Raw genomic sequence first — 25,855 nt, forward strand, 5'->3', positions numbered from 1 at the left:
GCGCATGGCCCGCACCACCTGACCTTGCCCGTCAGGGCCACCCGGACCGCAGAGTCCGGACATTTCCAAACAAAAATTACACATCGACAGGGGGTTTGGTCATGGCGGAACAGGGACGCAGATTCAGCGATTCCGAACTTCAGGATCTGGTTGCCAGCACGGATTCGGGGGCACGCAACCCCAAGAACCGCGCCGTGGCACTGCTGATTTCCGGCGTTGCGCTGGTATGGTCGTTATTCCAGCTATGGATTGCCGATCCGCAATTTTCGCTGGCCCCCAAAATACCGGGGCTGAATATCATCGGGTCTGACCAGACACGCCCCCTTCACCTGACATTCGCGCTGTTTCTGGCGTTTCTGGCCTATCCGGCGTTCAAATCCTCGCCGCGCGACCGCGTGCCGCTGTTCGACTGGCTGCTGGCCTTCACCGCCGCAGGGTCTGCGTTCTACGTCTTCTGGTTCTCGCGCGAGATATCGAACACCGCCCGTCAGGGCAGGCTGATCCAGTGGCAGGCCGACTGGAATATTCTTGGCTGGCAGATTGATGTGATCTATCCGCAGGTGATTGTCGGCTCCATCGGGCTGGTGCTGCTGCTGGAGGCATCGCGCCGCGCGCTTGGCCCTGCGCTGACAATCGTGGGGTCGCTGTTTCTGGCCTATTCCTATTTCGGCACCGGCTGGCTTATTCCGGAATTGATCGAGCATTCGGGCCGGTCCTTCCGCGGGATCATCAACACCCAGTGGTATGACACCAATGTAGGCGTTTTCGGCATTCCGCTGGGCGTATCCACGGCATTTGTGTTCCTGTTTGTGCTGTTCGGCTCGCTTCTGGACAAGGCGGGCGCGGGCAATTATTTCATCAAGATGGCCTTTGCGGGGCTTGGCCATCTGCGCGGTGGCCCTGCCAAGGCCGCTGTGGTCGGTTCTGCGGCGACGGGCCTGATTTCAGGGTCGTCCATCGCCAATGTGGTGACCACCGGCACATTCACCATTCCATTGATGAAGCGTGTGGGCTTTTCATCCGAAAAGGCGGGCGCGGTCGAAGTGTCGAGTTCCGTCAACGGCCAGATCATGCCGCCGGTGATGGGGGCTGCCGCATTCCTGATGGTGGAATTCGTGGGCATCTCCTATCTGGAAGTCATCAAGCACGCCTTCATCCCTGCGGTCATTTCCTATATCGCGCTGATCTATATCGTGCATCTGGAAGCGCTGAAGTCGGGCATGAAGGCGCTTGGCCCGTCGCGCAGCCTGACGCAGATGTTTCTGAAAATATTCGGCGGGTTCGTGATTGCGGGCGTGGCCTTCTATGCGGTGGTCGCGGGCGTCAACGGGCTGCGCGCGGTCGTCCCGGGCATTTCCGATGCGGTAACATTGGCGGTGGTTCTGGTTGTGTATCTGGGGGCGATTTATATTGCCGCACAGCGCCCTGATCTGGAAATGGACGACCCCAACGCCAAAGATGTCAAATTGCCCATCATGAAGGATGTGGTGCCCACGGGGCTGCATTTCCTGTTGCCGATCCTTGTGTTGATCTGGTTTTTGATGATCGAACGACAATCCCCCGCCAAATCCGCGTTCTTCGCGGTGGCCATGATGTTGTTCATCATCATCACGCAGCGCCCGCTCAAGGCACTGTTTCGCCGCTCGCATGATATGATGGCGGAAGCGCGCGCAGGCTTCAACGATCTGATCGAGGGGTTGATCGCAGGGGCGCACAACATGATCGGCATTGGCGTGGCGACCGCGGCGGCAGGTATCATCGTAGGCACTGTCACGCGCACGCCCATCGGCACCGAACTGGCCGGGCTGGTTGAATTTCTGGCGCTTGGCAATCTGTTCCTGATGCTGCTGCTGGTGGGGGCGTTTTCGCTGATCCTGGGTCTGGGCCTGCCGACAACGGCGAATTACATCGTGGTGTCATCGCTGATGGCGTCTGTGGTGGTCAGCCTTGGCGCGCAGGAAGGGCTGCTTATTCCGCTGATCGCGGCGCATTTGTTCGTGTTCTATTTCGGGCTGATGGCCGATGTGACCCCGCCCGTGGGTCTGGCCAGTTTCGCGGCCTCTGCGGTGTCGGGGGGCGATCCGATAAAGACCGGCTTTCAGGCGTTTTTCTACAGCCTGCGCACGCTGGCGTTGCCGTTTCTGTTTATCTACAATCCCACACTGATCCTTTATGGTGTCGATCTGGGCACGAGTGCGGGCATATTGCATGCAGCGTTCATTTTCGTGGTGGCCACGATTGCAATGTTGCTGTTTGCGGCCGCCACGCAGGGCTATTTCCTTGCGCGGTCCAAATGGCATGAATCGGCGGCGCTGCTGCTGGTGGCCTTCACATTGTTTGTGCCGAATTTCTGGCTGGACCGTGTGCAGCCGGAATTCAACCGCCTGCCCGGAACGGAGTTTGAGCAGGTCTTGCGTGACCTGCCGGCAGGCAGCAACCTGCGCATCGAGATCGAGGGGCCTGATTTTTCTACAGGGCAGATGCGCAGCCTGACATTGTCGCTGCCTGTCGATGACACCCCGCCAGAGCAGCGCATTGATGCCACCGGATTTCTGCTGATGCCCGCAGATGACAGCGTTGCGATGGATGAACCGATGTTCAGCTCGCCCTATCAGACGGCGTTGCAGGATTTCGATTTCTATGCGGCTGATCCCGTTGAACTGGTCGCCGTGCTGCGCCCTGCCGACCGGATGCCTGCGCATCTGTTCTTCATTCCGGCGCTGCTGCTGCTTCTGGGGGTCGTCCTGATGCAACGGCGCAGGCAGACACAACCGGCCTTCTAGGCTGCATCACCCGGGGGAAGACTGATGGCCATGAAAATCCTGCTGCCCATTGATATGTCGCATCCTGCATCATGGGTCAAACCCATGGGCGAGGCGCAGAAAATGCTGCGCGATGGCGGCGAATTGCATGTGGTCAGCGTGCTGCCGGATTTCGGCCTGTCCATGGTCGGCGCGTTTTTCCAGAAGGGGTTTGAACAGGCGGCCTTGTTGCAGTTTACCGAAGCGATGCGCAAATGGGTGCGCGACAACGTGCCCGGGTCAGTGGATGTGCATCCGCATGTGTTGCATGGCAATATCTATGACGAAATCCTGCGCGCGGCGGACAAGCTGGATGTGGATGTCATTGTTATGGCCGCCCACCGCCCCGAAGCAAAAGACTATCTGCTAGGCCCCAATGCAGCGCGCGTGGTGCGCCATGCAAAACAATCGGTCTATGTGGTGCGCGATTAGCGCCGCGCCAGTTTGAAACACCATTTGCGTAGTGTGGCCTGAAAGGGGCGTTGTGGCTTGGATATAGCCCGCGCCATCGGTGGGCCGGGGTCTGCCGATCCAACATTCAAGGAATGCAGTTTATGCAGGCAGCATACTCCTGCCTCTCAAAGCTTGGACGGACATTAGCCAAATCGGCAGGCCGCGGGACAGCCCACCGATGGCGCGGCGGGCTGCGCCCTTTGCTCCGCGCCTTGGGGCTTTACCGATGTCTGTAAAAGGCCAGCCCCCCCAAACGGATGCATCACCCAGAACCGACCATCCTAGAACGACTTGCGCGCCCGTAGGGCCGCGCCGATCGTGCCATCATCAAGGTAGTCCAGCTCGCCCCCCATGGGCACGCCTTGGGCAAGGGCGGTGACCTTCACACCTGTCGGGCCAAGTGCATCGGCGATGTAATGCGCGGTTGTCTGGCCGTCGACTGTGGCACCCAATGCAAGGATCACCTCGCGTGCGCCAATGTCGTTGATCCGGGCCACAAGTTCGGGAATGCGCAGGTCTTCCGGCCCGATTGCGTCCAGCGCAGACAGTGTGCCGCCCAGCACATGATACAGCCCCTTGAACACGCCCCCGCGTTCCATGGCCCATAAATCGGCGACATCTTCGACCACACAGATTTCGGCACTCGCGCGGCGGGCATCATCCGTGCAGATCGCGCAGACCGGCGCGGTCGAGATATTGCCGCATTGCGTGCAGGTCTGCGCCGTTTGCGTCACGCGGTCCAGCGCGGCCAGAAGCGGGCGCAGGCTTTGGTCGCGGCGCTGGATCAGGTGCAGCACCAGACGCCGCGCAGACCGCGGACCCAGACCGGGCAGCCGCGCCATCTGCGCGATCAGCGCCTCTATTTCATTGGGGGCACGGTCCATGTGGCTGCGGCTAGAACGGCAGGTTCATGTCGCGCGGCAGTCCAAGGCTTTCGGCCATCGCACCCATTTCTTCCTTGGAGCGCGCTTCGGCCTTGGCCTGTGCATCCTTGATGGCTGCAAGAATCAGGTCTTCGACCACTTCCTTTTCATCGGGGTTGAAGATCGAGGGGTCAATTTCCAGCCCCGTCAATTCGCCCTTGGCTGTGGCCGTGGCCTTGACCAGCCCCGCGCCGGATTCGCCGGTGACAATGATGGCGTTCAGCTCTTCCTGAAGCTGTGCCATCTTGCCCTGCATTTCCTGCGCGGTTTTCATCATCTTGGCCATGTCGCCAAGCCCGCCCATTCCTTTGAACATGTCCTTGTCCTTTCGTCATGTATCGTCAAACGGATCCCAGTCGGGGTCCAGTTCATCCTCGACCGGTGCCAGCGCTTCGCTTTCGATCTGCGCATCCGGCGGGTTCAGATCCCGGATATCGGCAATTCGTGCCTGTGGGAATGCCTGAATAACCGCCGCAACCAATGTATTTTCCATGGCTTCGGCTTCTTGCGCGCTGCGTTCGCGCGCGCGGGTTTCCGCAAGCGTCGGCGCGCCGCCTGTCGATGTGACCGACACGCCCCAGCGCACCCCTGTCCATGTCTGCAAGCGCCCCGCAAGCCGCGATGCCAGATCGGGTGTGGCATCTGGTGTCGGCTCAAATTCGATCCGGCCGGGGCTGTAGCGCACAAGGCGCAGACAGGTTTCCACCTCGACCAGCAGGGCCATGTCGCGCTTCTCGCGGATCAGGGACACAACATCATCGAATTGCGGGTAGTAACCCAATGCAGGGGCCGCGCTGGCAAGGGCCGCTTGCGGTGCGCCTGCGTGGCCGGATGATGCGTGGCTGGATGATGCGGGACCGGCACCCGTGCGGCCAGAATTCCCCGCAGCGGCAGGGGCGCGCGTGGTGGTGCCGCCACCGGCGGGGGGCGATGGCGGGGTCTGGTCATGCCATTTGCGCAGCACTTCTTCGGGGCTGGGCAGATCGGCCACATGGGTCAGACGGATAATCGCCATTTCAGCGGCCATCATCGCATTCGGGGCGGCGGCCACTTCTTCCAGCGCTTTCAGTAACATTTGCCACGCCCGCGTTAACACCCGCATCGGCAAGGTCTGCGCCATGACCATGCCGCGATCGCGTTCTTCAGGGCTGATGGTGGGGTCATTGCCCGCATCAGGTGTCACTTTGGTAACACTTAGCCAATGCGTAATTTCAGCCAGATCGCGCAGCACGGCCATCGGGTCGGCCCCGTCGGCATATTGCGCCGACAATTCCGCAAGTGCCGCCCCCGCATCGCCGCGCATGATCTGGTCAAACAGATCCAGCACCCGCGCGCGGTCCGCAAGCCCCAGCATCGCGCGCACCTGATCGGCGCTGGTTTCACCTGCGCCATGGCTGATCGCCTGATCCAGCAGCGACATGGCATCGCGCACGGACCCTTCGGCGGCACGCGTGATCAGGGCCAGCGCATCATCCGCGACCTGCCCGCCTTCGGCCTTGGCCACACGGGCCAGATGCGCGATCATCACTTCCGGTTCGACCCGGCGCAGATCAAAGCGCTGGCACCGCGACAGAACCGTGACGGGAACCTTGCGAATCTCGGTTGTGGCAAAGATGAATTTCACATGCGCGGGCGGTTCTTCCAGTGTTTTCAACAGCGCATTGAAGGCCGAATTCGACAGCATGTGAACTTCGTCGATGATATATATCTTGTAGCGCGCCGAGGCCGCGCGATAGGCCACACTGTCAATGATTTCACGAATATCGCCCACGCCCGTACGCGATGCCGCATCCATTTCCATAACATCGACATGGCGGCCGTCGGTGATGGCGCGGCAATGTTCGCACTGCCCGCACGGTTCGGTGGTCGGCCCGCCCTGCCCGTCTGCACCTATACAGTTAAGCCCCTTGGCGATGATCCGCGCCGTTGTGGTTTTGCCGGTGCCGCGAATGCCGGTCATGATAAAGGCATGGTGGATACGGTCTGCCGCGAAAGCATTGCGCAGGGTGCGCACCATCGCGTCCTGACCGATCAGATCGGCAAAACTTTCGGGGCGATATTTGCGCGCCAGAACCTGATAGGGGGTTTGGCTGTCTGTCATGGGGTCAAGCCTTGGTTATGTGCCCATACCCTAACGTGCTGCGGGCGCGATGGGAAACGGGTTTTCATATTCCCCTGCGGTGTTCGGGCTGTGGGGCAGTGATTGAGTATTTTTTGCAAGATGAAATCAACTGGTTTTGCGCGCAAGCACGCCATGGTCTTGCAAAAATCCGGTTACGCGCTGCGCGAATCCTTCGGGCTGCTCAATCTGCGCCAGATGGCCCGCGCGACGCAGAATCGCAAAATGTGACCCTGCGACCAGTTCCGTCGTCTCGCGCACCAAGTCAGGGGGTGTCAGCGCGTCGCGGTCGCCGGTCAGCCCAAGGGTGGGCAAACTCAGGCCGGCGGTGGTGGTATAGAAATCGCTGCCCGCAATCGCGCGGGCGCAACCCGCCCAGCCCTGCGGCGGGCAGTCCAGCAGCATGTCGCGCCAGATGTTCACATCAGCGCTGCGCAAAAACGCAGGTGTAAACCACCCTTTTCAGCATTTGCGCGGCAATCGCCGCCATGCCGCGGGCCTGCACCGTATCTGCGCGCGCGTCCCATATCGCTGCCGTGTCCAGCCGTGCACCTGTGCCCGACAACACCAATGCGCGCACCAGATCAGGGCGTTTGGTGGCAAGGGCCTGTGCGATCAGCCCACCAAGCCCCTGCCCCAGAAAGACACACGCCCCCACGCCCAGACTGTCCAGCAGGGATTCCGTGTCACGCACCAACTGGCCCATCGTATAGGGACCATCCGGCGCAGGCGATGCCCCGTGCCCGCGATGATCATAGCGGATAACCCGCAAGTGGCTGGGCAAATGCGGCAAAAGCGGCGTCCAGACCCGCGCATCACACCCAAGGCTGGCGGACAATACCAGCACTGGCCCGTCCGGCGGGCCGGACTGCCGGAAATGCAGCCCCGCCGCGTGCGTCACACCCGCCGCAGTCATGGGGCGGGCGCAATCATGGGGTCGTGCATTCCAGCGCCCGTTGGAAAACGTCGCGGTCCACATTCCCGCCGGAAACGGTCACAATCACGCTGTCCCCGTCAATCTGGTCAGGCAGGAACAGCGCCGCCGCCAGCGCCACCGCGCCGCCCGGTTCCACCACGATCTTCAGCCGCTCGAACGCCAGTGCCATTGCCGCCAGCACCTGCGCATCACTGACCACCAGCCCCGCCCCGCATAGCCGTTTCAAAATGGGCCAGGTCAGCTTGCCCGGCGCAGGCGTGACAATCGCATCACACAGCCCCGAGCGCTGCGGATGCGTCACCACCTGCCCCTGCGCCAGCGATTTGGCCACATCATCAAACCCTTCGGGTTCGGCCGTGCGCACCTGCATGTCGGGGGCGTGTTGCTCCAGCGCCAGCGCAATCCCCGATGTCAGCCCGCCGCCACCGCAGCACACCAGCACCTGTGCCGATGTCACGCCCTGTCGGGCGGCTTGTTCGGCGATTTCCAGCCCCGTTGTGCCCTGCCCCGCAATCACTTGCGGATGATCAAACGGCTGGATCAGGCTTAGTCCGCGTTCGGCGGCAAGTTTTGCACCCAATGCATCGCGATCCTCGGACGCGCGGTCATACAGCACCACCTCGGCCCCCAGCGCGCGGGTATTGGCGATCTTGATGGCGGGCGCGTCGCGCGGCATGATGATGACAGCCGACAGCCCGCGCAACCCCGCCGCATAGGCCACGCCCTGCGCATGATTGCCCGATGAATAGGCAATCACCCCGCGCACATCATCACGCAGCGCGGTAACCGCGGACCACGCACCGCGAAACTTGAAACTGCCGGTATGTTGCAGACATTCCGCCTTGACGAACACCCGGCGCCCCGCAATTTCATCCAGAAACGGCGATGACAGCAGCGGTGTGCGCCGCGCATGGCCTTGCAGGCGCAGGTTCGCAGCTTCGATCATGCCAATATTCACAGGCACAGTATTCATAGGCACATTCCTAACCATTGATGAATCGCGCGAAGCGATTCTGCCTCGTCCAGAAACGGTATATGCCCGCGCCCGGGCACGTCCTCGACAATCATATCGGGGCGACGCTCCTGCATCAGCTGCACTGTGGCCTCGCTCAGCAGGTTGGAATTCGCCCCGCGAATGACCGCCAGCGGCAGACCGGCGCAGGCCTCGAACAGCGGCCACAAATCCCCGCCGCCCCCCTCCATCGCGGCCAGAAAGGCATCGCGCAGCGCGGGGTCATAATTCAGATCCAGCCCCTGATCGGTCTGGATGAAATGCCTGCGCGCCTCCTCGATCCAGCGCTCTGCGGGCACATCCGTGAATTCAGGATGCGCGCGCGCAAGGGCCATCGCGGCTTCGGCATGGCTGCGCGCCGCAGGCGTGCGCCCGATATAGTCGGAAATCCGGTCAAGCCCGTCCATATCGATCACCGGACCCACATCATTCAGGCAGATCCCGCGCAGCCTGTCATACGCGATCGCCGCCAGATACATGGCAATGATCCCGCCGCGCGATGTGCCCAGAACCGCCACCTGTTCCAGTCCCAGGTAGTCCAGCAATTCCACCACATCCGCGCTTTCGCGCGGTATGGTGTAGCTGTCCGCCCCTGTCCATTCCGACTGCCCGCGCCCCCGGTAATCCATCCGTATCAAGCGCAACGACGGCAGATGCGGCGCAAGATAGTCAAAATCGCTGCCATTGCGCGTCAGGCCCGACAGGCACAAAAGCGCGCGCCCATGTCCGGTATCTGTGTAGTGCAACTGCGCCCCGTCGGACGCGGTGAAAAACGGCATCTAGAAATCCCCCAGTTGCGCCAGCAGGCCCCGCAGGTCACGGACACTCGCGTCAGGGCGCCCGAACAGCCGGTCCGGGGGCGCGCCCGCACGGTTGACCCATAGCGTGCGAAACCCGTAGGCCGCCCCTGCACAGATATCCCACCCGTTGGACGAGATGAACAGCACATCCTGGCGCGCAACGCCCAGTTTCGCGCCGACCATGTCGTAAACAGCGCCTGCGGGTTTGAACACGCCCACATCCTCGACCGACAAAACCGCCTGAAACAGGTCCTGCACCCCTGCCGCGCGCACCGCACTGGCCAGCATCTCAGGCGTGCCATTGGACAGGATCGCACATGCCATGCCCTGATGTGCCAGCGCGCGCAATGCGTCGGGTACTTCCGCAAAGACCGGCAATTCCAGATACAGCGCCAGAAGCCGCGCGCGCAGGCGGTCATCTGCAAGCCCCGCATCTTCCATCGCCCAGTCCAGCGCGTCGCGCGTCACTGCCCCGAAATCGGCATGATGGCCCGCCGCCGCGCGCAGCCATGTATATTCCAACTGTTTGCGCCGCCAGGTGGCGGATAACTGCGGCCAACTGTCCGCCAATTCCTGCCCGTCCGGCCCGCTGGCGGCAATGCGCGCAGCCCCGTCCACGTCAAACAACGTGCCATAGGCATCAAACACACACAGGCGGGTGGTCACGCGCGTCTCCTTGTTTTCCGATACAACCTGCAAAGGTGCTTTACCCCCGTGCAGGTTTCATCTTGCCAAAAATACTCAACCGCACAACGCCATCTTTTCAACCCGCATCAGCGGTTCAGCCGGTCCAGCCTTGCACGCACACTTAACCCATGCGCCTCCAGGCTCTCGGACATCGCCAGTTGTTCTGCCGCCGGTCCGATTGCCGCCAGCGCCGCGGGCGTCATGCGCGCCAATGTGGTGCGCTTCATGAAATCCAGCACCGACAGTCCCGATGAAAACCGCGCTGATCGCGCTGTGGGCAGCACATGGTTCGGCCCGCCGATATAGTCACCGATGGCTTCAGGCGTCCAATGGCCCAGAAACACCGCGCCCGCATGGGTAATCTGCGCCAGCAGCGCGTCCGCGTCGGCCACGCATAATTCCAGATGTTCCGGCGCAATCCGGTCTGACAGGGCCGCCGCTTCCGCCAGATCACGCACTGTGATGATTGCGCCGTAATCGCGCCAGCTTGCCCCCGCAATTGCGCGCCGTTCCAGTGTTTCAAGGCGTTTGTCCACCGCTTGCGCAACAGATTTTCCGAATTCCGCATCTGTGGTGATCAGGATGGATTGCGCGCTTTCGTCATGTTCGGCCTGTGACAACAGATCAAGCGCAATCCAGTCCGGGTCCGACTGGCCATCGGCGATGACCAGAATTTCAGACGGGCCTGCGATCATGTCAATGCCCACACGGCCAAAGACACGGCGCTTGGCGGCCGCTACAAACGCGTTGCCCGGCCCCGTGATCTTGTCCACCGGCGCAATGGTCCGGGTGCCATAGGCCATGGCCGCAATCGCCTGCGCGCCACCAATGCGGTAGACTGTTTCAACCCCCGACAGTTTCGCCGCCAGCAGCACCAGCGGGTTGACCTTGCCCGCTGGTGTGGGCGCGCACATGACCAGACGCTGCACGCCTGCCACCTGCGCGGGAATGGCGTTCATCAGAACCGAGGACGGATAGCTGGCCAGCCCCCCGGGCACATACAGGCCCGCTGCCGCCACAGGCCCCCAGCGCCAGCCCAGTTCCGCGCCGCTGTCATCAGTCCAGCGCATATCTGTCGGGCGCTGACGGTCGTGATAGGCACGAATGCGCGCCGCCGCCAGTTCCAGCGCCGCGCGTTCCGCGTCGGGCACGCGGGCGCATTCGGCATCGATTTCATCGCGGGAAAAAGCCAGCGTGTCGGGCGTCAGGTCCAGCTTGTCGAATTTCGCGGTCAGATCGATCACCGCCGCATCGCCGCGTGCGCGCACATCGGCAATAATCGCGGCGACCGTGTCATCCACATCAACCGCATCTTCGCGCTTGGCATTCAGCAAGTCACGAAACGCTGTTTCAAATCCCGCATCGCGGCTGTCGAGATACACAGGCATCAGTTATCCTTGTCTAACGGGTGGTGCGGCACCTTGCCCGAGGGCGCGCGGTAGGGTCGCGTCACGTCAGATAGCGCGACATCCAGACATTCAACGGCCAGCCGGATTTCGCCGTCCCCCGCCAGAATAAGGGACACATGCCCGCTGCCATCCGCGCCCGCATCAAACCCGATGGACAGGATTGACAGCACCAGATCGGTGTCGTTGCGCGAAAACCCCTGACTGGCCACGCCCATCACATCGCTGACGACCAACAGGGACTGAACGCGCTCATGCGCATGGCCAGCGTCGGCATGCGCGTGATCTTCCCAGCGAAAGCGGTTCACCAACATGGCAAAGCGGCGTTTCTTGCGGTCCCATGCCATTTCCGACACTGGCAACACGGCATCCTGCACCAGTGCGGACAGGATGTTCAGATCATCCGCATCCAGCGCCTGCACCCGCAGGGGTTTGTCCGCGCCATCCTCGAACCGTGCATCACTCATGGTGCACTGACCCGTTCAATCCGCGCACCGCACGCGCCCAGTTTTTCCTCGACCCGTTCATACCCGCGATCCAGATGATAGACGCGGCTGACCACAGTTTCCCCTTCGGCCGCCAGCCCTGCCAGAATCAACGACACCGATGCGCGCAAATCAGTGGCCATGACCGGCGCGCCGCGCAGCCTTTCCACACCCGTGACGCGCGCCGTGCCGCCGTGCACGTCAATCCGTGCCCCCATGCGCGCCAGTTCGGGGGCATGCATGAAGCGGTTTTCAAAAATATGCTCTTCCAGCACCGATTCGCCGTCTGCCGTGCACATCGCGGCCATGAACTGCGCCTGCAAATCGGTCGGAAAACCGGGGAACGGTTCGGTCGACACATTCACCGCGCGCAGCCGGTCGGATTTGCGCGTGACCCGCAGCCCGCGCGGCGTTTCCTCGACCTCCACCCCTGCCGCATTCAGCTTGTCGACGAAGGCCTGCACCAGATCCAGCCGCCCGCCCAGCAGTTCGACCGACCCGCCCGCAATCGCGGGGGCCAGCATATAGGTGCCCAGCTCAATCCGGTCGGTCACGACCGGATGGGTGGCCGCGCCCAGTGTGGACACGCCCTGAATGGTGATTGTGCTGGTGCCCTCGCCCTCGATCTGTGCGCCCATGCGCCGCAAACATTGCGCAAGATCCACGATTTCGGGTTCACGCGCGGCATTTTCCAGAATTGTGGTGCCGCGTGCCAGCGTGGCCGCCATAAGCGCGTTTTCCGTAGCACCCACCGACACGATGGGAAATTCGAATCGCGCGCCCCGCAGCCCGCCCACCGCTTTGGCATGGACATAGCCGTCGCGCAGGTCCAGTTCTGCCCCCAGCGCTTCCAATGCGCGCAGGTGCAAATCCACCGGCCGCGCCCCAATGGCGCACCCGCCGGGCAGTGACACAACCGCGTGCCCGTCACGCGCCAGCATCGGCCCCAGCACCAGAATGGATGCGCGCATCTTGCGCACAATGTCATAATCGGCGCGGTGGCTGCTCAACTCATGGCTGGACAGCGCCAGAACCTGCCCGTCTTGCAGGCTGGCCACTTCCGCGCCAAGTGATTCCAGCAATTCCGTCATGGTGCGGATGTCGGACAGGCGCGGCGCGTTGGTCAGCGTCAGCGGCTGGTCCGTCAGCAGTGTGGCAGGCATCAGCGTAAGACACGCATTCTTGGCCCCTGCAATGGGGATCACCCCGTTCAGGGGGCCATTGCCGGTAATGACGATTGAATCCATACTGCTTGCCCTTATTCGTTATATTGGTCTGTGTCCTGCGCGGGGTGACCGGGTTGACTGTTATGCCCGTCACGCGCGCGCGCCTGTGCCTTGCGTCTGGCGATATTCGCTTTCAGCGCCGCTTTCAACCGCGCTGCACGCGGGTCGGGCGGGGTTTTTGTGGTGCGGGCGGGCTTGGGTTTGTGGTCACTCATGCGCCCTTGGTATCCGAAGTTTGGAAAAGCGTCCAGATTGGGGGTTGCGTGCGCAAAATTTTCGGACTACCTAGCCGCCCATCGCCACCGTTTGATGCGCCCGCAGGCCGGATCAGGTGACGATCACGACATAGGCTTTTCCAGAGCCTGCTTGCATCGGGGTAACCCCCGCGTTAGCTTTCTGGGAACAGGTTGGCTGTGGTAGCTCAGTGGTAGAGCACACCCTTGGTAAGGGTGAGGTCGAGAGTTCAATCCTCTCTCACAGCACCATCTCCCCAGACCCTCTCCAGTCGTTTTTCATCTTGACCTTGGCGCGGGCTTGGCGCAATCGCGCTGTCATGGGACAAGCACAGCTTCATATTGATTTATCCGCCCTTCAGGCCAACTGGACCGGGCTTGACGCATCCTCGGGCGCGGGCGTTGAAACCGCAGCGACCGTCAAGGCCAATGGCTATGGCCTTGGCGTGGGTCCGGTTGCAAAAGCGCTGGCGGACGCGGGGGCGCGGCGGTTTTTTGTGGCCATCGCCGAAGAAGGGGCTGCCTTGCGCGCAGTGCTTGGCCCCGATCTGCCCATTCACGTCTATGGCGGGCATATGCAGGGCGATGCGGGCCTGATTTCCGGCGCGAACCTGATTCCCATGCTCAACGCCCCCGAACAGGTGCAGCGCCACCGCACAGCCCTGCCCGGCCACCCATACGGGGTGCAGCTTGATACCGGCATGAACCGGCTGGGCATGGAAGCACAGGACTGGGCAGCACTTGCGCCTGATCTGTTGGCCGGTCCCTGCGCCTTGGTCATGTCGCATCTGGCCTGCGCAGATGACCCCGACCACCCGATGAATGCGCAGCAACTGACGCAATTCCGGCGCATGACCGACGGGACCGGCATTGCGCGGTCGCTGTCGGCCACAGGCGGCGTGCTGCTGGGGCGGGATTATCATTTCGACATGACGCGCCCCGGCATCGGGCTTTATGGCGGACAACCCTATGGCGATGCACGCGCTGTTGTGCGCCTGTCGATCCCTGTAATTCAGACACGGATCGTCACCAAAGGCGAAACCGTGGGCTATGGCAACAGTTTTACCGCGCCGCATGATATGCGCGTGGCCACCATTGCCGCGGGCTATGCCGACGGGATACATCGCGCGCTGTCGGGCAAGGCAACCTTGTGGCACGGGGTGACGCCCTGCCCGCTGATCGGGCGCGTGTCGATGGACCTGTTGACGATTGATGTCAGCGCACTGGACACGGCACCCGACACGCTGGACCTGCTATGCCCGCATCAGGGTGTCGATGACATCGCGGACCTGATTGGGACAATCGGGTATGAAATACTGACATCACTGGGTCAAAGATATAATAGGGTTTATATTTAAAATCAGTTCGTTCACGATACCACTTAATGTGACGCACGAAGACTTACCGCACCTGCATCAAGGGCGCGTTCCAGCTTGTCCACAGCCTGCGCCAGCCCTTCATCGATGATGTGCAGATAGTCGGTCCAGTCATGCAAACCGCCCAGCGGTGCCTTGCCGTCCGAAATGCCACGCAGCGCAATCAGGGGCACGCCGAAGCGCTGGCAGGCGCGCAACACGGCATAACTTTCCATATCAACCATATCCTGCGCGACCGCATCATACATCGCCCCCGAAATGACCGCCCCGCCCGTGGACAGGCTGGCCTGCGGGATATCGGGGATCTGGTGGGTCAGCGGAATTTCCGCAGGCGCGTCCAGAAACGGGGTTACGCCGCGCGCAAACCCCAGCGGCGATGCATCCATGTCGCGATAGGCGATCGCGCGGGCCTGATACACCCCGCAATGTGCCAGCCGTGCAGACCCGGCCGACCCCAAGGATACCACCAGATCAGGCAGCCCATCTGCATCTTGCAGCGCGGCCAGGGTGGCGGTGGCCACGACGCCAGCCTCGACCGGTCCAACGCCGGTCAGAACCGGCGAAAACCGCGCGCGCAGATGCGGGCCATATTCCGCCTGCACCGCCATCAGGAACAACACCCGATGCCCCGCCAGCGGCGTTGTTGTCATGCGCGCCGCACCACATGCACCGCACATTGCGCGCGCGACACCACTTTGGTTGCTGTAGACCCCAGAAACAGCCCCTGCGTGCCCGGCCTGTGCGATGCAATGACAATACAATCCACCGCCTGAAGCTGCGCAATATCCAGAATTTGCTGGGCGGCATCCCCTTCGGTGACATGGACAGCCGTATTGTCCCAATCGCCTGCAAGGGTGGTCAAATCCGCCTCGATGGCATTGCGCATCTCATCACGCCAGCCTTCGGGCATGTAGCTTAGGGCAAAACTGGGCGGCGGGTCCATCACATGGATCAGGCTGATCTGCGCCCCCACATCGGCCAGTGTTTGCGCCACCTGCAAGGACGGGCCTGCATCATGGCCCTCATCATATGCGACAGTCACCAGAATATGCTTATACATCAGACACTCCTTTGGTTCCCGCCCAGTAAATCAAGCCCGAACGGAAAGGGAAAGGGGCAAAAGCAAACCGCCCGGACATGATGTCCGGGCGGCTGTTCGCATTCGGTCCGAAACGTCTTAACGCTTCGAGAACTGGAAGCTGCGGCGTGCTTTGGGCTTGCCGTATTTCTTACGTTCCACAACACGGCTGTCGCGGGTCAGGAACCCTGCCGCTTTCAGCGGTGCGCGCAAGCTGGGATCATACAGTTGCAGCGCCTTGGAAATACCGTGCTTGACCGCACCGGCCTGCCCCGAAAGGCCACCACCGACAACAGTTGCCATTACATCGAACTGGTCGACGACACCGGCAACCTGAAACGGCTGACGCAGAATCATTTGCAGCACGGGGCGGGCGAAATACACACCCATTTCCTTGCCGTTCACCACAACCTTGCCGGAACCGGGGCGAATCCAGACGCGGGCGACCGCATCCTTGCGCTTGCCGGTCGCGTAGGCGCGGCCCAGATCATCGCGCATGGGTTCACGCACAGGGGCCGCGTCAACCTCGGGGGTGATGGCGGATTTCAGATCGTCCAGGGTTTTCAGATCTTCAGACATGATCAGGCACTCCGCGTATTCTTGGTGTTCATCACGCGCACATCCAGCACATCGGGCTGTTGTGCTTCATGCGGATGCTCGGCACCGGCATAAACGCGCAAATTGGTCATTTGCTGACGCGACAGCGGGCCGCCTGGCAGCATGCGCTTGACAGCCTGCGTCACAACACGTTCTGGAAACTTGCCTTCCAGAATCTGGCCGGTGGTGCGCGACTTGATCCCGCCGGGATAGCCGGTGTGCCAGTAGTTTGGCTTGTTGCGCTTGTTGCCCGTCAACTGGATTTTATCGGCATTGATGACAATAATATTGTCGCCCATATCCATATGCGGGGTGAAAGTTGCCTTGTGCTTGCCGCGCAAGCGCATTGCGATGATCGAAGCAAGACGGCCCAGAACGATGCCTTCTGCATCAATCAGGATCCATTTCTTTTCGATCTCCGCCGGTTTGGCTGTATAGGTTTTCATCATGAGACCTTGCAGAGAGATTAAACAGGGCCGCATGCGGACTGCATGCGGGATTGCTGCGTTTTAGGGGTTTCAGCAGTCAGGTCAAGTGCGAAATTTCTCCAAAAAACAAGCAATTTCAATTAGTTATTATTTAGGTATAATAATACCCCAAAAAATTGATGCCCTAGCGCAAATTCGGGGGTGCATTTGGGTCCATTCCGGGCGGTTTGGGCGCTGCGGGTGGCTGCTCGCGCGGCAAATCAAACCGCAGGCCCACGCGGGCAAATTCCGCCGCCCGCCCGTCCGATGCGGAAATGAAGGTCACATCCAGCATGCCCGCCTCGACCCCAGAAAAGCTAAGCGCGCCGTGCACCGCGCGCGCAAGTGCCGCTTCTGCCCCGTCCACCGCATCGACAAATGCCAGCATATGCCCCCGCCTGCCACCTTCATATTCGGCAACAACCAGATAAGCCATGTCGGCCAGCCCTTCCATGCGCGCAAGACGCTGGTCAAGCGCGGTCAGCAACGCATCCGGCAGACCCTTGGGCGGCAACAGGGCCTGCGCGCGTTCCTGCAATTCTTCGGGGCGTTCGGACAGGGTTTGCGCCAGCCAGTCCATGATTTCGGGCGGCAACAGGCGCGCGGACGGGGCAACCCCCAGATTAAGCCCCAACCCCAGGGGCGGCGTGCTGCCCGCCAGCATTTCCACCAGCGCCCGCCCCGGAAGTGCGGCATAGGGCGCGGGGATGCCGGTAAATTCCGTCAGCCGCTGTTCCAGATCGAAGGCCACGACAATAGGCCCGTCTTCCAGATCGAACACTTTGGGGGTAATGCTGTCACCGGCCGCTTCGGTTTCCAGCAGCAGATACAATTCCCCCTCGACCAGACGGGAATAGAACCGCAACCGCGCGGCCACATCATCGGGTGCGCCCTCTGATGCGATATAGGCCTGATCCAGCAATGTGTCCGCCATGGCAGGTGCTCCTGTAATACCGAAAACCAGCTAGACTGCCGCCCCTGTGATGACAACCCCAATGCCCCCGCAAGCCGTGCGATTATTGGCGGGCGAATCGCTGCCCTATGGGCAAGGTGGCAGCGGCGTCACAGAACGCATCTTTCCATATCAGCACCATGACCGCTGCAAATTAGAACAAATTCACCGCCCGCCCCGAACCTTCAGGAATTATTCCCGCATGCACCCACAGGGCCGGACCCTGTTCCGTTTTGGCCGTGCAATCGTGAAAATCCGCCATGCCGGACGCCCAACATCAGCAGCACTTCGCCTTGCCCTGCGCCACATGGCATCCTAGCTGATGCGCATGTCGGATGGATGACCATCCCCGTTTGCTTTCACAGGAGCCTGCACATGCTGCGCCAAACTGCATTGACACTGACCCTTGCTGCGCTGCCCACGCTTGCCTTTGCCACCCCGCAAGGCTGGTCGCCGCTGCTGGAACCCGACCAGCTTGCTGCATATCTTGACAGCGATCAGGACATCCGCGTGATCCATGTCACGGGTGAATTCGCCGAAGGGCACATTCCCGGAGCGGCCTTTTCACCCTATGCCGAATGGCGGGGCGGGCCAAACAATCCCGGTGCGCTGCGCGCCGAGCTGGATTATGAAATGGAAGCAACCCGCGTCGGTATTGAAGCCGATATTCCCACCGTGATTGTCCATGCGGGCACCAACCCGTCCGATATGGGCGCTGCTGCGCGCGTCTACTGGACGCTGAAATCATTGGGCGTTCAGGATCTGGCGCTTCTGAACGGGGGCTTTGCTGCCTGGGCAGAAGCGGGCCTGCCGGTTTCCACCGAAGTGACCGAACCCGCCATTTCCGATTTTGTGGGCGAATGGTCGGATGAATGGTATATCTCGACCGCGGAAGTGGCCGAACTGGTCGAAAGCGGCGATGCGCGCCTTGTTGACAGCCGCCCCGAAGGGTTCTTTCAGGGCCTGACATGGTCCATCGCGCGCCCGGGAACCGTTCGCGGTGCAGAAAACCTTGAATTTTCCGACTTTTTCGAGGGCAACCGCATGGTTGATGCCAACCGCGCCCGCGAAATAGCCGCCCAACAAGGGCTGGATGAAGCGCCGGTCACCGTGTCGTTTTGCAACACCGGTCACTGGGCCGCGCTGAACTGGTTTGCGTTACATGAACTGGCGCAGGTCGAAAACACACGGCTTTACGCCGAAAGCATGGCTGAATATGCTGAAAGCGGAAATTCGCTGGATAACGAGCCAAGCCGCATCGCCTATTTGTGGATGTCGACCAAGCGTTGGGTTGACGGGCTGTTCTAAGCTTACGCCGGCATTTTCGTTCTTTTGAGGGCGCGCGCAAACCTTGCGCGCGTCACGCCATTCAGAAAGGTCTGACCAGATGTTCATGCGCCGGTTTTCCGTGATCGTACTGTTGCTTGGCCTGACAGGTTTCACATTCATCATGGCTGGTCCCCGCGCGGGGCTGCTGGTCTTGATTGGCCTTGGTTTCGGGCTGGTGCTCGAAGGGTTGCGCTTCGGCTTTGCCGGGCCATGGCGCATGATTGTCACCGACCGTGACGGGCGCGGGCTGATCGCGCAGTTCATAGCCATCGCACTTGTGGCCGCCGTGGCATTCCCGCTTATGGCCGCGAACCCGCAGGAACTGAACGGGGCGCATGCCCCTGTGGGACTGGCCATGATCCTTGGGGCCTTTGTCTTCGGGGCGGCCATGCAACTGGTCATGGGCTGCGGGTCGGGCACGTTGATAAACGCGGGCAGCGGCAATCTGGTGGGCTTGATCGCACTTGCGGGGTTCATCATCGGCAGTTTCGCGGGCACGGTGCATCTGGGCTGGTGGACAGATATTGCCACCCTGCCTGTCATCTCATTTCAGGGGGTGCTGGGTGCACAGGGCGGGCTGATTGTCACGCTTGCCGGTCTGGCCGCGCTGGTGCTGGTGACAGCCCTGCGCGCCGCACCCGGAAAACGCCTGCCGCCTGCGCGTCTGTGGTGGGCGGCGGCCCTGATTGCGGCGCTGGCGCTGGCCAATCTGGTGGTTGCAGGTCAGCCATGGGGCATTGTTTACGGGCTGGGCCTGTGGGGGGCAAAAGTTGCGCAGGCGGGCGGCGCGGATCTGGGCGGCATTGCGTTTTGGGCCGCGAGCGGCAATGAAGAACGGCTGAATGCGTCCATTCTGACGGATGTGACATCACTGACCAATATCGGGCTTCTGGTGGGGGCATTCGCGGTCATGCGCTGGCGCAGCGACGCGGGCGCCCCCGCGCAGGCGCTGACCTTCGGCACCTATGGCTGGGTGCTGTTGGCAGGCGTGGTGCTGGGGTATTCGGCGCGGCTGGCCTTTGGCTGCAATGTCGGTGCGTTTTTCAGCGGCATTTCCACAGGGTCACTGCATGGCTGGGTGTGGCTGGTTGCGGCCTTCGCGGGCTCAATTCTGGGGATCAGGCTGCGCCCGCATATCCTGCGGCCGGCACTGGGGCGCGGGGTGGCAGCATGAACGGGTTTCGCACGATGTCACGCCCCGCAGTGGGCGGGTTGGCCCTTGGCCTTGTGCTGGCCATTCTGGCACTGGACCTGTCGCGCAGCGGGGCACCCGACCTGTTTGCCGCCCCCGCCCCTTTCGCATTAGGATCAGGCGAGGCACCGACCGGCGCGCATTGCACAGGCGGCTGAAGCACCACGGCACCAGATGGACCACCAAAAACGGCACTGTGCAAACAGTGCCGTTTGCAGTTTGATCTGGCCCATGCCGGTATTTTCTGTTTTTCTGTGGCCATACACTTCCACATAAAAAGGACATGCCATGCGCAAAATCCTGTTCATCCTGCCTGCCGCCCTGGCCCTGTCCGCCTGCATAGAGGTGGATTTGTCCCTTGAAATTCTGGACGAGGATACCGCCCGCATGACAGGGTTCATGCAAATGCAACGCCAGTTTTATGACATGAGCGGGGGCGACGACTCCTTCTGCGCGGAAGAAGACGGCGGCACCCTGACGGTCACCGACACCCATGCGCGCTGCGATTTCGACCAAACCGGCACATACGAAGAAATCATGCGCCCTGATGGCGTCGACGCGCCCGCAGATGACATGCAAGGCTCCATCACCTATCTGGGGCATAACCGCACGCAGGTTCTGCTGCCCCTCAGCACCATCGCCGAAGATCTGGCAGGAGAGGATGCAGACCCCGCCATGATGGCCATGATGCGCCAGATGCTTGCGGGCATGTCGATCAACCTGTCGGTCACCGGTGCGCGCATCGAAAGCTCCAGCGGGGTGATTTCTGATGACGGCACCCGCGCAACCATCACACTGGATGTCGACAGCTATTTCGCACCCGCAGCCGAAGCGCCGGGCGATTTCGACACGATTGTGGAATTCTGAACCAACAGGTGCAGCACAGGCGCAAACCGCCTTTGCTGCACCATGCTTCAGCCGTTCTGATGCGCGCGCAGATAGTCCAGCAACTGCCGCGTTGACGGGTCTTTTGACGCCGCCGCCGCATCATCGCCGTCCAGCAGCGGGGCCAGTGCCACGGCCAGTTCCTTGCCCAGTTCAACCCCCCATTGATCAAAGGAATTGATGCCCAGAACCACCCCTTCGACAAAGACGCGGTGTTCATAAAGTGCGATGATCTGACCCAGTGTAAACGGGGTAAGCTGCGGGTAAATCAGCGTGCTCGACGGGCGGTTTCCGGGGAAAACACGGTGGCGGGCCTGCCGGTCCAATTCATCCCCGTCCAACCCTTTTGCTGCCATCAGCGCGCGCGCGTCTTGCAGGGAACGGCCTTGCAACAGCGCCTCTGACTGCGCCAGACAATTCACAACCAGCAGCTTGTGCTGATGCGCCAGATCCCGTTCATGCCCCTGCGCCGCCAGCAGGAATTCACACGGGACCACGCGGGTGCCCTGATGGATAAGCTGGTAAAACGCATGCTGGCCATTCGTGCCCGGTTCGCCCCAGACAACCGGCCCTGACTGGCGGTCCAGATCGCGCCCTGCCATATCCACGCGCTTGCCGTTCGATTCCATCTCCAACTGCTGCAAATAGGCGGGCAGCCGCGCCAGGCGCTGGTCGTAGGGCAGCACGGCGCGGGTTGCATGGCCGCAAATCTGGTTGTGCCACAGCCCCACCAATGCCAGCAACACGGGCATGTTGCGATCCAGCGGCGCGTCGCAGAAATGCTGGTCCATGTCGCGCGCCCCGCGCAACATCGCCTCAAAATTCTGCGCGCCCACGGCCAGCATCACGCCCAGCCCGATCGGCCCCCACATTGAATAGCGCCCGCCGACCCAATCTTCGAAACCAAACACACGTTCGGGCGCAATCCCGAACGCCGCCGTCTTGTCCTGCGCGGTCGACACGGCCACAAATTGCGCCGCAGGGTCTGCAACCCGCCCCGCCATCCAGTCCCGCGCGGTGCGCGCATTGGTCATCGTCTCGATGGTGGTAAAGGTCTTGGATGCCACGATCACCAGCGTGGTTTCAGGGGTCAACCCCTTCAGCGTGTCGGCAATATGCGCCCCGTCCACATTGGACACATAATGCACCCGTGGCCCGTCATGCCACGGGGCCAGCGCCAGTGTGGCCATCGCCGGGCCAAGGTCGGACCCGCCAATACCGATATTGACGACATCGGTAATCGCGCCGCCCTGCCCCAGATACCGGCCCTGCCGCACATCTTCGGCAAATGCATAGGCGCGCGCGCGAATTTCGCGCAATTGTGGCATGACATCCGCGCCGTCAACAGTGATGACCGCATCATCGCCCGCGCGCTGCGCCACATGCAAAACGGCGCGCCCTTCTGTCTCGTTGATACGCTCGCCGCCGAACATGGCCGCGCGCCGCCCCTCGACCCCGCATTCCTGCGCAAGCTGCACCAGCAAATCACGCGCGCCCCTGTCGATATTGGTCTTGGAATAATCCAGCACCATGTCGCCCAGACGCACACTGAAATCGCTGGCGCGGGAATCATCCGCGGCGAACAAATCCAGAATATGCCGCCCTTCCGCAAATCGCTGATTCTTTGCCAGCTCGCTCCACACACTCATAGCCTGCCCCTTGTTGCCCCTGCCGATGAAACAGGTTTCATCTTGCCGCAAATACTCAAAATCGGGGCATCCGCCCCGCCGGTTTTCATTCAGCCCAATGCACCTGCGCCTGATCCAGAACACAGGCAACCGGCGCGTCCTGTGGCGACAGCTTCTGCGCGCGTTCAAGGGCTGCGCGTTTTTCAGCGCCTGTAATCAGAATATGCACCCGCAGCGCCGATTTCAGCACCGGCGCGGTCAGGGTGATGCGCGGCTCGCCTGCGGCGTCGGCGCGCATGGCCATCAGGGGGGGCGCATCTTTTTGCAGCGCTTGCACCAGATTATCAGCCCCCGGAAACAGGCTGGCCGTGTGCATGTCCGCCCCCATTCCCAGCAACAACACCGAAATCGGCAAATGCGCGGACACACCTTCGGTCAGATCCGCCATCGCATGCTCGGGCGTGGGGGCATCTGCATAAAGCGGCACCAGTGTCGCCGCCGCGGCCCGCCCCGTCAGCAGCCGTTCGCGCAGCAGGCGTGTGTTCGACCGCGGGCTGTCCTCGTCCACCCAGCGTTCGTCATTCAGCATGACCGCCACATTCGCCCAATCCAGCTCAGCCCCCGAAAGCGTGTCGAATACCGGGCCGGGCGTGGTGCCACCGGGCACCGACAGGCTGGCCCGCCCGCTGGATCGCAGCGTTTCGCCCAATTCCGATGAAATGCGCTGCGCCAGTCGCAACATCATCATTTCACGGTCAGGATATGTGTGAAATTCCATTTATCTGATCTCCCGCCAGCGGCGTCCGTCCTTGTGCATCAGCATCAGCGCCCCTTCCGGCCCGGTGGAGCCGGGTTCATAGGGTTCGGGCTGGTCCTCGCGCTTTTCCCATGCGCCAATCACCGGATCAACCCAGGCCCAGGCGGCCTCGACCTCGTCGCCGCGCATGAACAGGGTCTGGTTGCCGCGGATCACATCCATGATCAACCGCTCATAGGCGTCGGGAATATCCAGATCGCTGCCCAATGCTTCGGCAAAGCTCATGTCCAGCGCCACATCCTTCAGCCGCATGCCGCCCGGTCCCGGTTCCTTTATCATCACCCGCAGATCCATGCCTTCATCAGGTTGTAACCTGATGACAAGCACGTTTTCACGCCATTGATTTGATTCACCAAAAATCGAATGTGGCGGCTCCTTGAAGCTGACCGCAATTTCCGACGCGCGCGATTTCAGCCGCTTGCCGGTGCGCAAATAAAACGGCGTGCCCTTCCAGCGCCAGTTCGACACATGCAGTTTCAGCGCGATAAAGCTTTCGGTCCGCGACGCGGGGTTGCCGCATTCGGTCAGGTAGTCATCATCGCCCTTGCCCTTGTATTGACCGCGCACGATTTCGGCAGAGGTCACAGGGTCGAGTGCGCGAATAACCTTCAGCTTTTCGTCGCGCATGGCATCGGGTTCGAAACAATGCGGCGGCTCCATCGCGATCAGGCACAAAAGCTGCATCATGTGGTTTTGCACCATGTCGCGCATCGCGCCGGATTTGTCGTAATATTCGCCGCGCCCGCCCACGCCGACCGTTTCGGCAACCGTGATCTGCACATGATCCACGAATTGCGCATTCCACAGCGGTTCAAACAGAATATTGGCAAACCGCACCGCCATCAGGTTCTGCACGGTTTCCTTGCCCAGATAGTGATCAATCCGGTAGATCTGATCTTCTTTGAAATACTCCGCCAGTATCTGGTTCAGGGCGCGCGCGCTGGCCAGATCATTGCCGAAGGGTTTTTCAACGACAATCCGCGACTGCCGGTGCGCAATGCCGCGCGCGTGCAACCGCTGCGCCAAATCGCCAAACAAGGCAGGGGCCACCGAAAAATAGAACGCGCGCACGACATCTGCACGCATTCTGGCCACCAGATTGTCCCAGCCATCCGTGCCGCGCGCATCAATGGCGACATAATCCAGCAGGTCAAGAAAGCTGTCGACATTGGCAGGCAGCAATTCACGTTCCGGCAGGAATTCGGTCAGGGCGTCCTGAACAAGGGTGCGGAATTCGTCACGCGAAAAGGTGCTGCGCGCCGCGCCAATAATCGCGGACCCTTCGGGGATCTGCCCCTCTTTCCACCTGCGATAAAGGCCGGGCAGAATTTTGCGCCGCGCCAGATCGCCTGTCGCGCCGAATATGACCAGATCAAAACACTCTACCGGAATGACGCGAGCGACCATGAACCCCTCCTGATCCTGCGGCGCAAATCGACCGCGTTAGCGCTATCATGGGCTGTTTATCCTGCGACGCGCCCCCTGTCCAGAGCGGGTTGCGCATCCACAGCCACATGTTCCGCCCGATTAAATGAATGCGCATATCCGCGCAGGAACACCCCCATCCCCAAAAAAACAGGCGGGGGCATTCAGACCCGAAGCCGCAACATTCCACCCAGTATCACAGAACAGACTGTTGATTTCACGCACCGATTAGACCCGCCCCCAAGACTGGGGGAAACTTATGTCATCCGTATCACAGATTGCTGATAAATCAGGGATGTGATGTATTTTGTGGCAGTTTACTGCCTACGGCCCCGCGCGGCCGCATGACGTGCAGGCAAACGGCCTGTCTGGTCGCGATCCTCACACTATCCGGCGTGTCAGAACGGGCCGGAGTCACAGCATTATGCGCAACCTGCCATATTGCAGCTTGCGCGCATGCCATATCCTCAGGCCGCGCGCATGCACGACACCGCCATTCAGGGCCACACACCGCAGACGCGTTCAGTAAATATAGCGAATCTGTTCACCCCAGAACCGCTCAATGCGGCGCAAACTGCGGGCCACCCCGTCCAGCGCGTCGAAATCAACCATGCCTTCGGCCTGCAATTCCTGCGCATGCCGTTCGAACAGGGCCGCGACACGGTCGCGGACTGCGACCCCCCTGGATGTCAGGCGCACACGGACTGCGCGACGGTCCACCGGGCAGCGCTGGTGGTGCATATACCCCTGCTCTACCAGTTTTTTCAGGTTATAGGACACGTTGGAGCCTTGATAATAGCCGCGCGATTTCAACTCGCCTGCCGTTACTTCATGCTCGCCGATGTTGAACAGCAGCAATGCCTGCACCGGATTGACATTCACCACACCAAGGCGTTCGAATTCATCCTTGATCAGGTCAAGCATCAATCTGTGCAACCGCTCCAGCAATGCAAGGTTTTCCAGATAGCGGCGCATATATTCCGACCGCAGTGCCGTTCCTAGGTTTTGCTGAACACTCACCATCTTC

General features: G+C 61.4%; 28 protein-coding genes and 1 tRNA gene. 8 read left to right on the top strand and 21 right to left on the bottom strand.

Annotated features, from left to right (window positions below; all coding sequences use genetic code 11):
- Positions 1–101: 101 nt before the first annotated feature.
- Together P8S53_RS10890 and P8S53_RS10895 are read left to right on the top strand one after the other, a co-directional pair.
- On the top strand, positions 102–2,783 hold the full coding sequence (locus P8S53_RS10890; protein WP_277803994.1) for a TRAP transporter permease: 2,682 nt from the start codon (positions 102–104) through the stop codon (positions 2,781–2,783).
- A 24-nt stretch (positions 2,784–2,807) separates the two neighbouring features.
- Complete coding sequence (locus P8S53_RS10895; protein WP_277803995.1) at positions 2,808–3,233, top strand: universal stress protein; 426 nt, start codon at positions 2,808–2,810, stop codon at positions 3,231–3,233.
- A gap of 302 nt (positions 3,234–3,535) precedes the next feature.
- Here the strand turns inward: P8S53_RS10895 and recR are convergent, their stop codons facing one another.
- From recR to P8S53_RS10955, 12 genes are all read right to left on the bottom strand, one after another.
- Positions 3,536–4,138 (bottom strand): recombination mediator RecR, encoded by a 603-nt coding sequence (recR, locus tag P8S53_RS10900; protein ID WP_277803996.1) that lies wholly within the window; start codon positions 4,136–4,138, stop codon positions 3,536–3,538.
- Between the two features lie 10 nt (positions 4,139–4,148).
- Positions 4,149–4,493 carry a YbaB/EbfC family nucleoid-associated protein gene (locus P8S53_RS10905; protein WP_277803997.1) on the bottom strand — a complete coding sequence of 115 codons (345 nt, stop codon included), beginning with the start codon at positions 4,491–4,493 and terminating at the stop codon, positions 4,149–4,151.
- A 15-nt stretch (positions 4,494–4,508) separates the two neighbouring features.
- Positions 4,509–6,278, bottom strand: coding sequence for a DNA polymerase III subunit gamma/tau (locus P8S53_RS10910; RefSeq protein ID WP_277803998.1), 1,770 nt, complete (start codon positions 6,276–6,278; stop codon positions 4,509–4,511).
- Positions 6,279–6,404: 126 nt separating this feature from the next.
- Positions 6,405–6,719: an alpha/beta hydrolase gene (locus tag P8S53_RS10915; RefSeq protein WP_277803999.1), complete on the bottom strand. Its 315-nt coding sequence runs from the start codon at positions 6,717–6,719 to the stop codon at positions 6,405–6,407.
- A 1-nt stretch (position 6,720) separates the two neighbouring features.
- Positions 6,721–7,212 carry an alpha/beta fold hydrolase gene (locus tag P8S53_RS10920; protein WP_277804000.1) on the bottom strand — a complete coding sequence of 164 codons (492 nt, stop codon included), beginning with the start codon at positions 7,210–7,212 and terminating at the stop codon, positions 6,721–6,723.
- 13 nt (positions 7,213–7,225) lie between these two features.
- Positions 7,226–8,206, bottom strand: coding sequence for a threonine/serine dehydratase (locus P8S53_RS10925; RefSeq protein ID WP_277804001.1), 981 nt, complete (start codon positions 8,204–8,206; stop codon positions 7,226–7,228).
- The gene (locus P8S53_RS10930; RefSeq protein ID WP_277804002.1) at positions 8,203–9,024 is read right to left on the bottom strand and encodes an alpha/beta fold hydrolase; all 822 of its coding nucleotides are present in this window, start codon (positions 9,022–9,024) and stop codon (positions 8,203–8,205) included. The genes P8S53_RS10925 and P8S53_RS10930 overlap by 4 nt, the downstream gene beginning before the upstream one ends.
- Complete coding sequence (locus tag P8S53_RS10935) at positions 9,025–9,711, bottom strand: haloacid dehalogenase type II (RefSeq protein ID WP_277804003.1); 687 nt, start codon at positions 9,709–9,711, stop codon at positions 9,025–9,027.
- Positions 9,712–9,818: 107 nt separating this feature from the next.
- Complete coding sequence (hisD, locus tag P8S53_RS10940) at positions 9,819–11,120, bottom strand: histidinol dehydrogenase (RefSeq protein ID WP_277804004.1); 1,302 nt, start codon at positions 11,118–11,120, stop codon at positions 9,819–9,821.
- Positions 11,120–11,605 (bottom strand): DUF2948 family protein, encoded by a 486-nt coding sequence (locus P8S53_RS10945; RefSeq protein WP_277804005.1) that lies wholly within the window; start codon positions 11,603–11,605, stop codon positions 11,120–11,122. Before P8S53_RS10945 ends, hisD begins: the two co-directional genes overlap by 1 nt.
- On the bottom strand, positions 11,602–12,870 hold the full coding sequence (murA, locus tag P8S53_RS10950) for a UDP-N-acetylglucosamine 1-carboxyvinyltransferase (RefSeq protein WP_277804006.1): 1,269 nt from the start codon (positions 12,868–12,870) through the stop codon (positions 11,602–11,604). Before murA ends, P8S53_RS10945 begins: the two co-directional genes overlap by 4 nt.
- An 11-nt stretch (positions 12,871–12,881) precedes the next feature.
- Positions 12,882–13,064 (bottom strand): hypothetical protein, encoded by a 183-nt coding sequence (locus tag P8S53_RS10955; protein WP_277804007.1) that lies wholly within the window; start codon positions 13,062–13,064, stop codon positions 12,882–12,884.
- Between the two features lie 195 nt (positions 13,065–13,259).
- On the opposite strand from P8S53_RS10955, the gene P8S53_RS10960 reads away from it, so the two are divergent.
- Both P8S53_RS10960 and alr read left to right on the top strand, forming a co-directional pair.
- Positions 13,260–13,334: transfer RNA gene (locus P8S53_RS10960), tRNA-Thr, on the top strand.
- Positions 13,335–13,402: 68 nt separating this feature from the next.
- The gene (gene alr, locus P8S53_RS10965) at positions 13,403–14,440 is read left to right on the top strand and encodes an alanine racemase (RefSeq protein ID WP_277804008.1); all 1,038 of its coding nucleotides are present in this window, start codon (positions 13,403–13,405) and stop codon (positions 14,438–14,440) included.
- A gap of 23 nt (positions 14,441–14,463) precedes the next feature.
- On the opposite strand, the gene P8S53_RS10970 is transcribed toward alr, so the two are convergent.
- The 5 genes from P8S53_RS10970 to P8S53_RS10990 form a co-directional block, all read right to left on the bottom strand.
- Complete coding sequence (locus tag P8S53_RS10970; protein WP_277804009.1) at positions 14,464–15,108, bottom strand: 5'-methylthioadenosine/S-adenosylhomocysteine nucleosidase; 645 nt, start codon at positions 15,106–15,108, stop codon at positions 14,464–14,466.
- On the bottom strand, positions 15,105–15,518 hold the full coding sequence (locus P8S53_RS10975) for a universal stress protein (protein ID WP_277804010.1): 414 nt from the start codon (positions 15,516–15,518) through the stop codon (positions 15,105–15,107). Before P8S53_RS10975 ends, P8S53_RS10970 begins: the two co-directional genes overlap by 4 nt.
- A gap of 117 nt (positions 15,519–15,635) precedes the next feature.
- Positions 15,636–16,115, bottom strand: a complete 480-nt coding sequence (rpsI, locus tag P8S53_RS10980; RefSeq protein ID WP_306417796.1) for a 30S ribosomal protein S9 — start codon at positions 16,113–16,115, stop codon at positions 15,636–15,638.
- 2 nt (positions 16,116–16,117) lie between these two features.
- A complete protein-coding gene (rplM, locus tag P8S53_RS10985; protein WP_277806701.1) occupies positions 16,118–16,579 on the bottom strand; it encodes a 50S ribosomal protein L13 in 462 nt (153 codons plus the stop codon).
- A gap of 166 nt (positions 16,580–16,745) precedes the next feature.
- Positions 16,746–17,534, bottom strand: coding sequence for a hypothetical protein (locus P8S53_RS10990; protein ID WP_277804011.1), 789 nt, complete (start codon positions 17,532–17,534; stop codon positions 16,746–16,748).
- A gap of 393 nt (positions 17,535–17,927) precedes the next feature.
- On the opposite strand from P8S53_RS10990, the gene P8S53_RS10995 reads away from it, so the two are divergent.
- The 4 genes from P8S53_RS10995 (at position 17,928) to P8S53_RS11010 (ending at position 20,940) form a co-directional block, all read left to right on the top strand.
- Positions 17,928–18,860, top strand: coding sequence for a sulfurtransferase (locus P8S53_RS10995; RefSeq protein ID WP_277804012.1), 933 nt, complete (start codon positions 17,928–17,930; stop codon positions 18,858–18,860).
- Between the two features lie 85 nt (positions 18,861–18,945).
- The gene (locus P8S53_RS11000) at positions 18,946–20,055 is read left to right on the top strand and encodes a YeeE/YedE family protein (RefSeq protein ID WP_306417914.1); all 1,110 of its coding nucleotides are present in this window, start codon (positions 18,946–18,948) and stop codon (positions 20,053–20,055) included.
- Positions 20,052–20,231, top strand: a complete 180-nt coding sequence (locus P8S53_RS11005; RefSeq protein WP_277804014.1) for a hypothetical protein — start codon at positions 20,052–20,054, stop codon at positions 20,229–20,231. The genes P8S53_RS11000 and P8S53_RS11005 overlap by 4 nt, the downstream gene beginning before the upstream one ends.
- 130 nt (positions 20,232–20,361) lie before the next feature.
- A complete protein-coding gene (locus P8S53_RS11010; protein ID WP_277804015.1) occupies positions 20,362–20,940 on the top strand; it encodes a hypothetical protein in 579 nt (192 codons plus the stop codon).
- A 47-nt stretch (positions 20,941–20,987) separates the two neighbouring features.
- Here the strand turns inward: P8S53_RS11010 and pgi are convergent, their stop codons facing one another.
- The 4 genes from pgi to P8S53_RS11030 all read right to left on the bottom strand — a co-directional run bounded on the left by pgi (position 20,988) and on the right by P8S53_RS11030 (position 25,851).
- The gene (gene pgi / locus P8S53_RS11015) at positions 20,988–22,607 is read right to left on the bottom strand and encodes a glucose-6-phosphate isomerase (protein WP_277804016.1); all 1,620 of its coding nucleotides are present in this window, start codon (positions 22,605–22,607) and stop codon (positions 20,988–20,990) included.
- Between the two features lie 85 nt (positions 22,608–22,692).
- Positions 22,693–23,364 carry a 6-phosphogluconolactonase gene (gene pgl, locus P8S53_RS11020; protein WP_277804017.1) on the bottom strand — a complete coding sequence of 224 codons (672 nt, stop codon included), beginning with the start codon at positions 23,362–23,364 and terminating at the stop codon, positions 22,693–22,695.
- On the bottom strand, positions 23,365–24,810 hold the full coding sequence (gene zwf, locus P8S53_RS11025; RefSeq protein WP_277804018.1) for a glucose-6-phosphate dehydrogenase: 1,446 nt from the start codon (positions 24,808–24,810) through the stop codon (positions 23,365–23,367). It abuts the gene before it with no gap.
- A 540-nt stretch (positions 24,811–25,350) separates the two neighbouring features.
- Complete coding sequence (locus tag P8S53_RS11030; RefSeq protein ID WP_277804019.1) at positions 25,351–25,851, bottom strand: MarR family winged helix-turn-helix transcriptional regulator; 501 nt, start codon at positions 25,849–25,851, stop codon at positions 25,351–25,353.
- Positions 25,852–25,855 lie beyond the last annotated feature (4 nt).

The organism is Roseinatronobacter sp. S2, assembly GCF_029581395.1.
In the GTDB taxonomy this organism is placed as follows: domain Bacteria; phylum Pseudomonadota; class Alphaproteobacteria; order Rhodobacterales; family Rhodobacteraceae; genus Roseinatronobacter.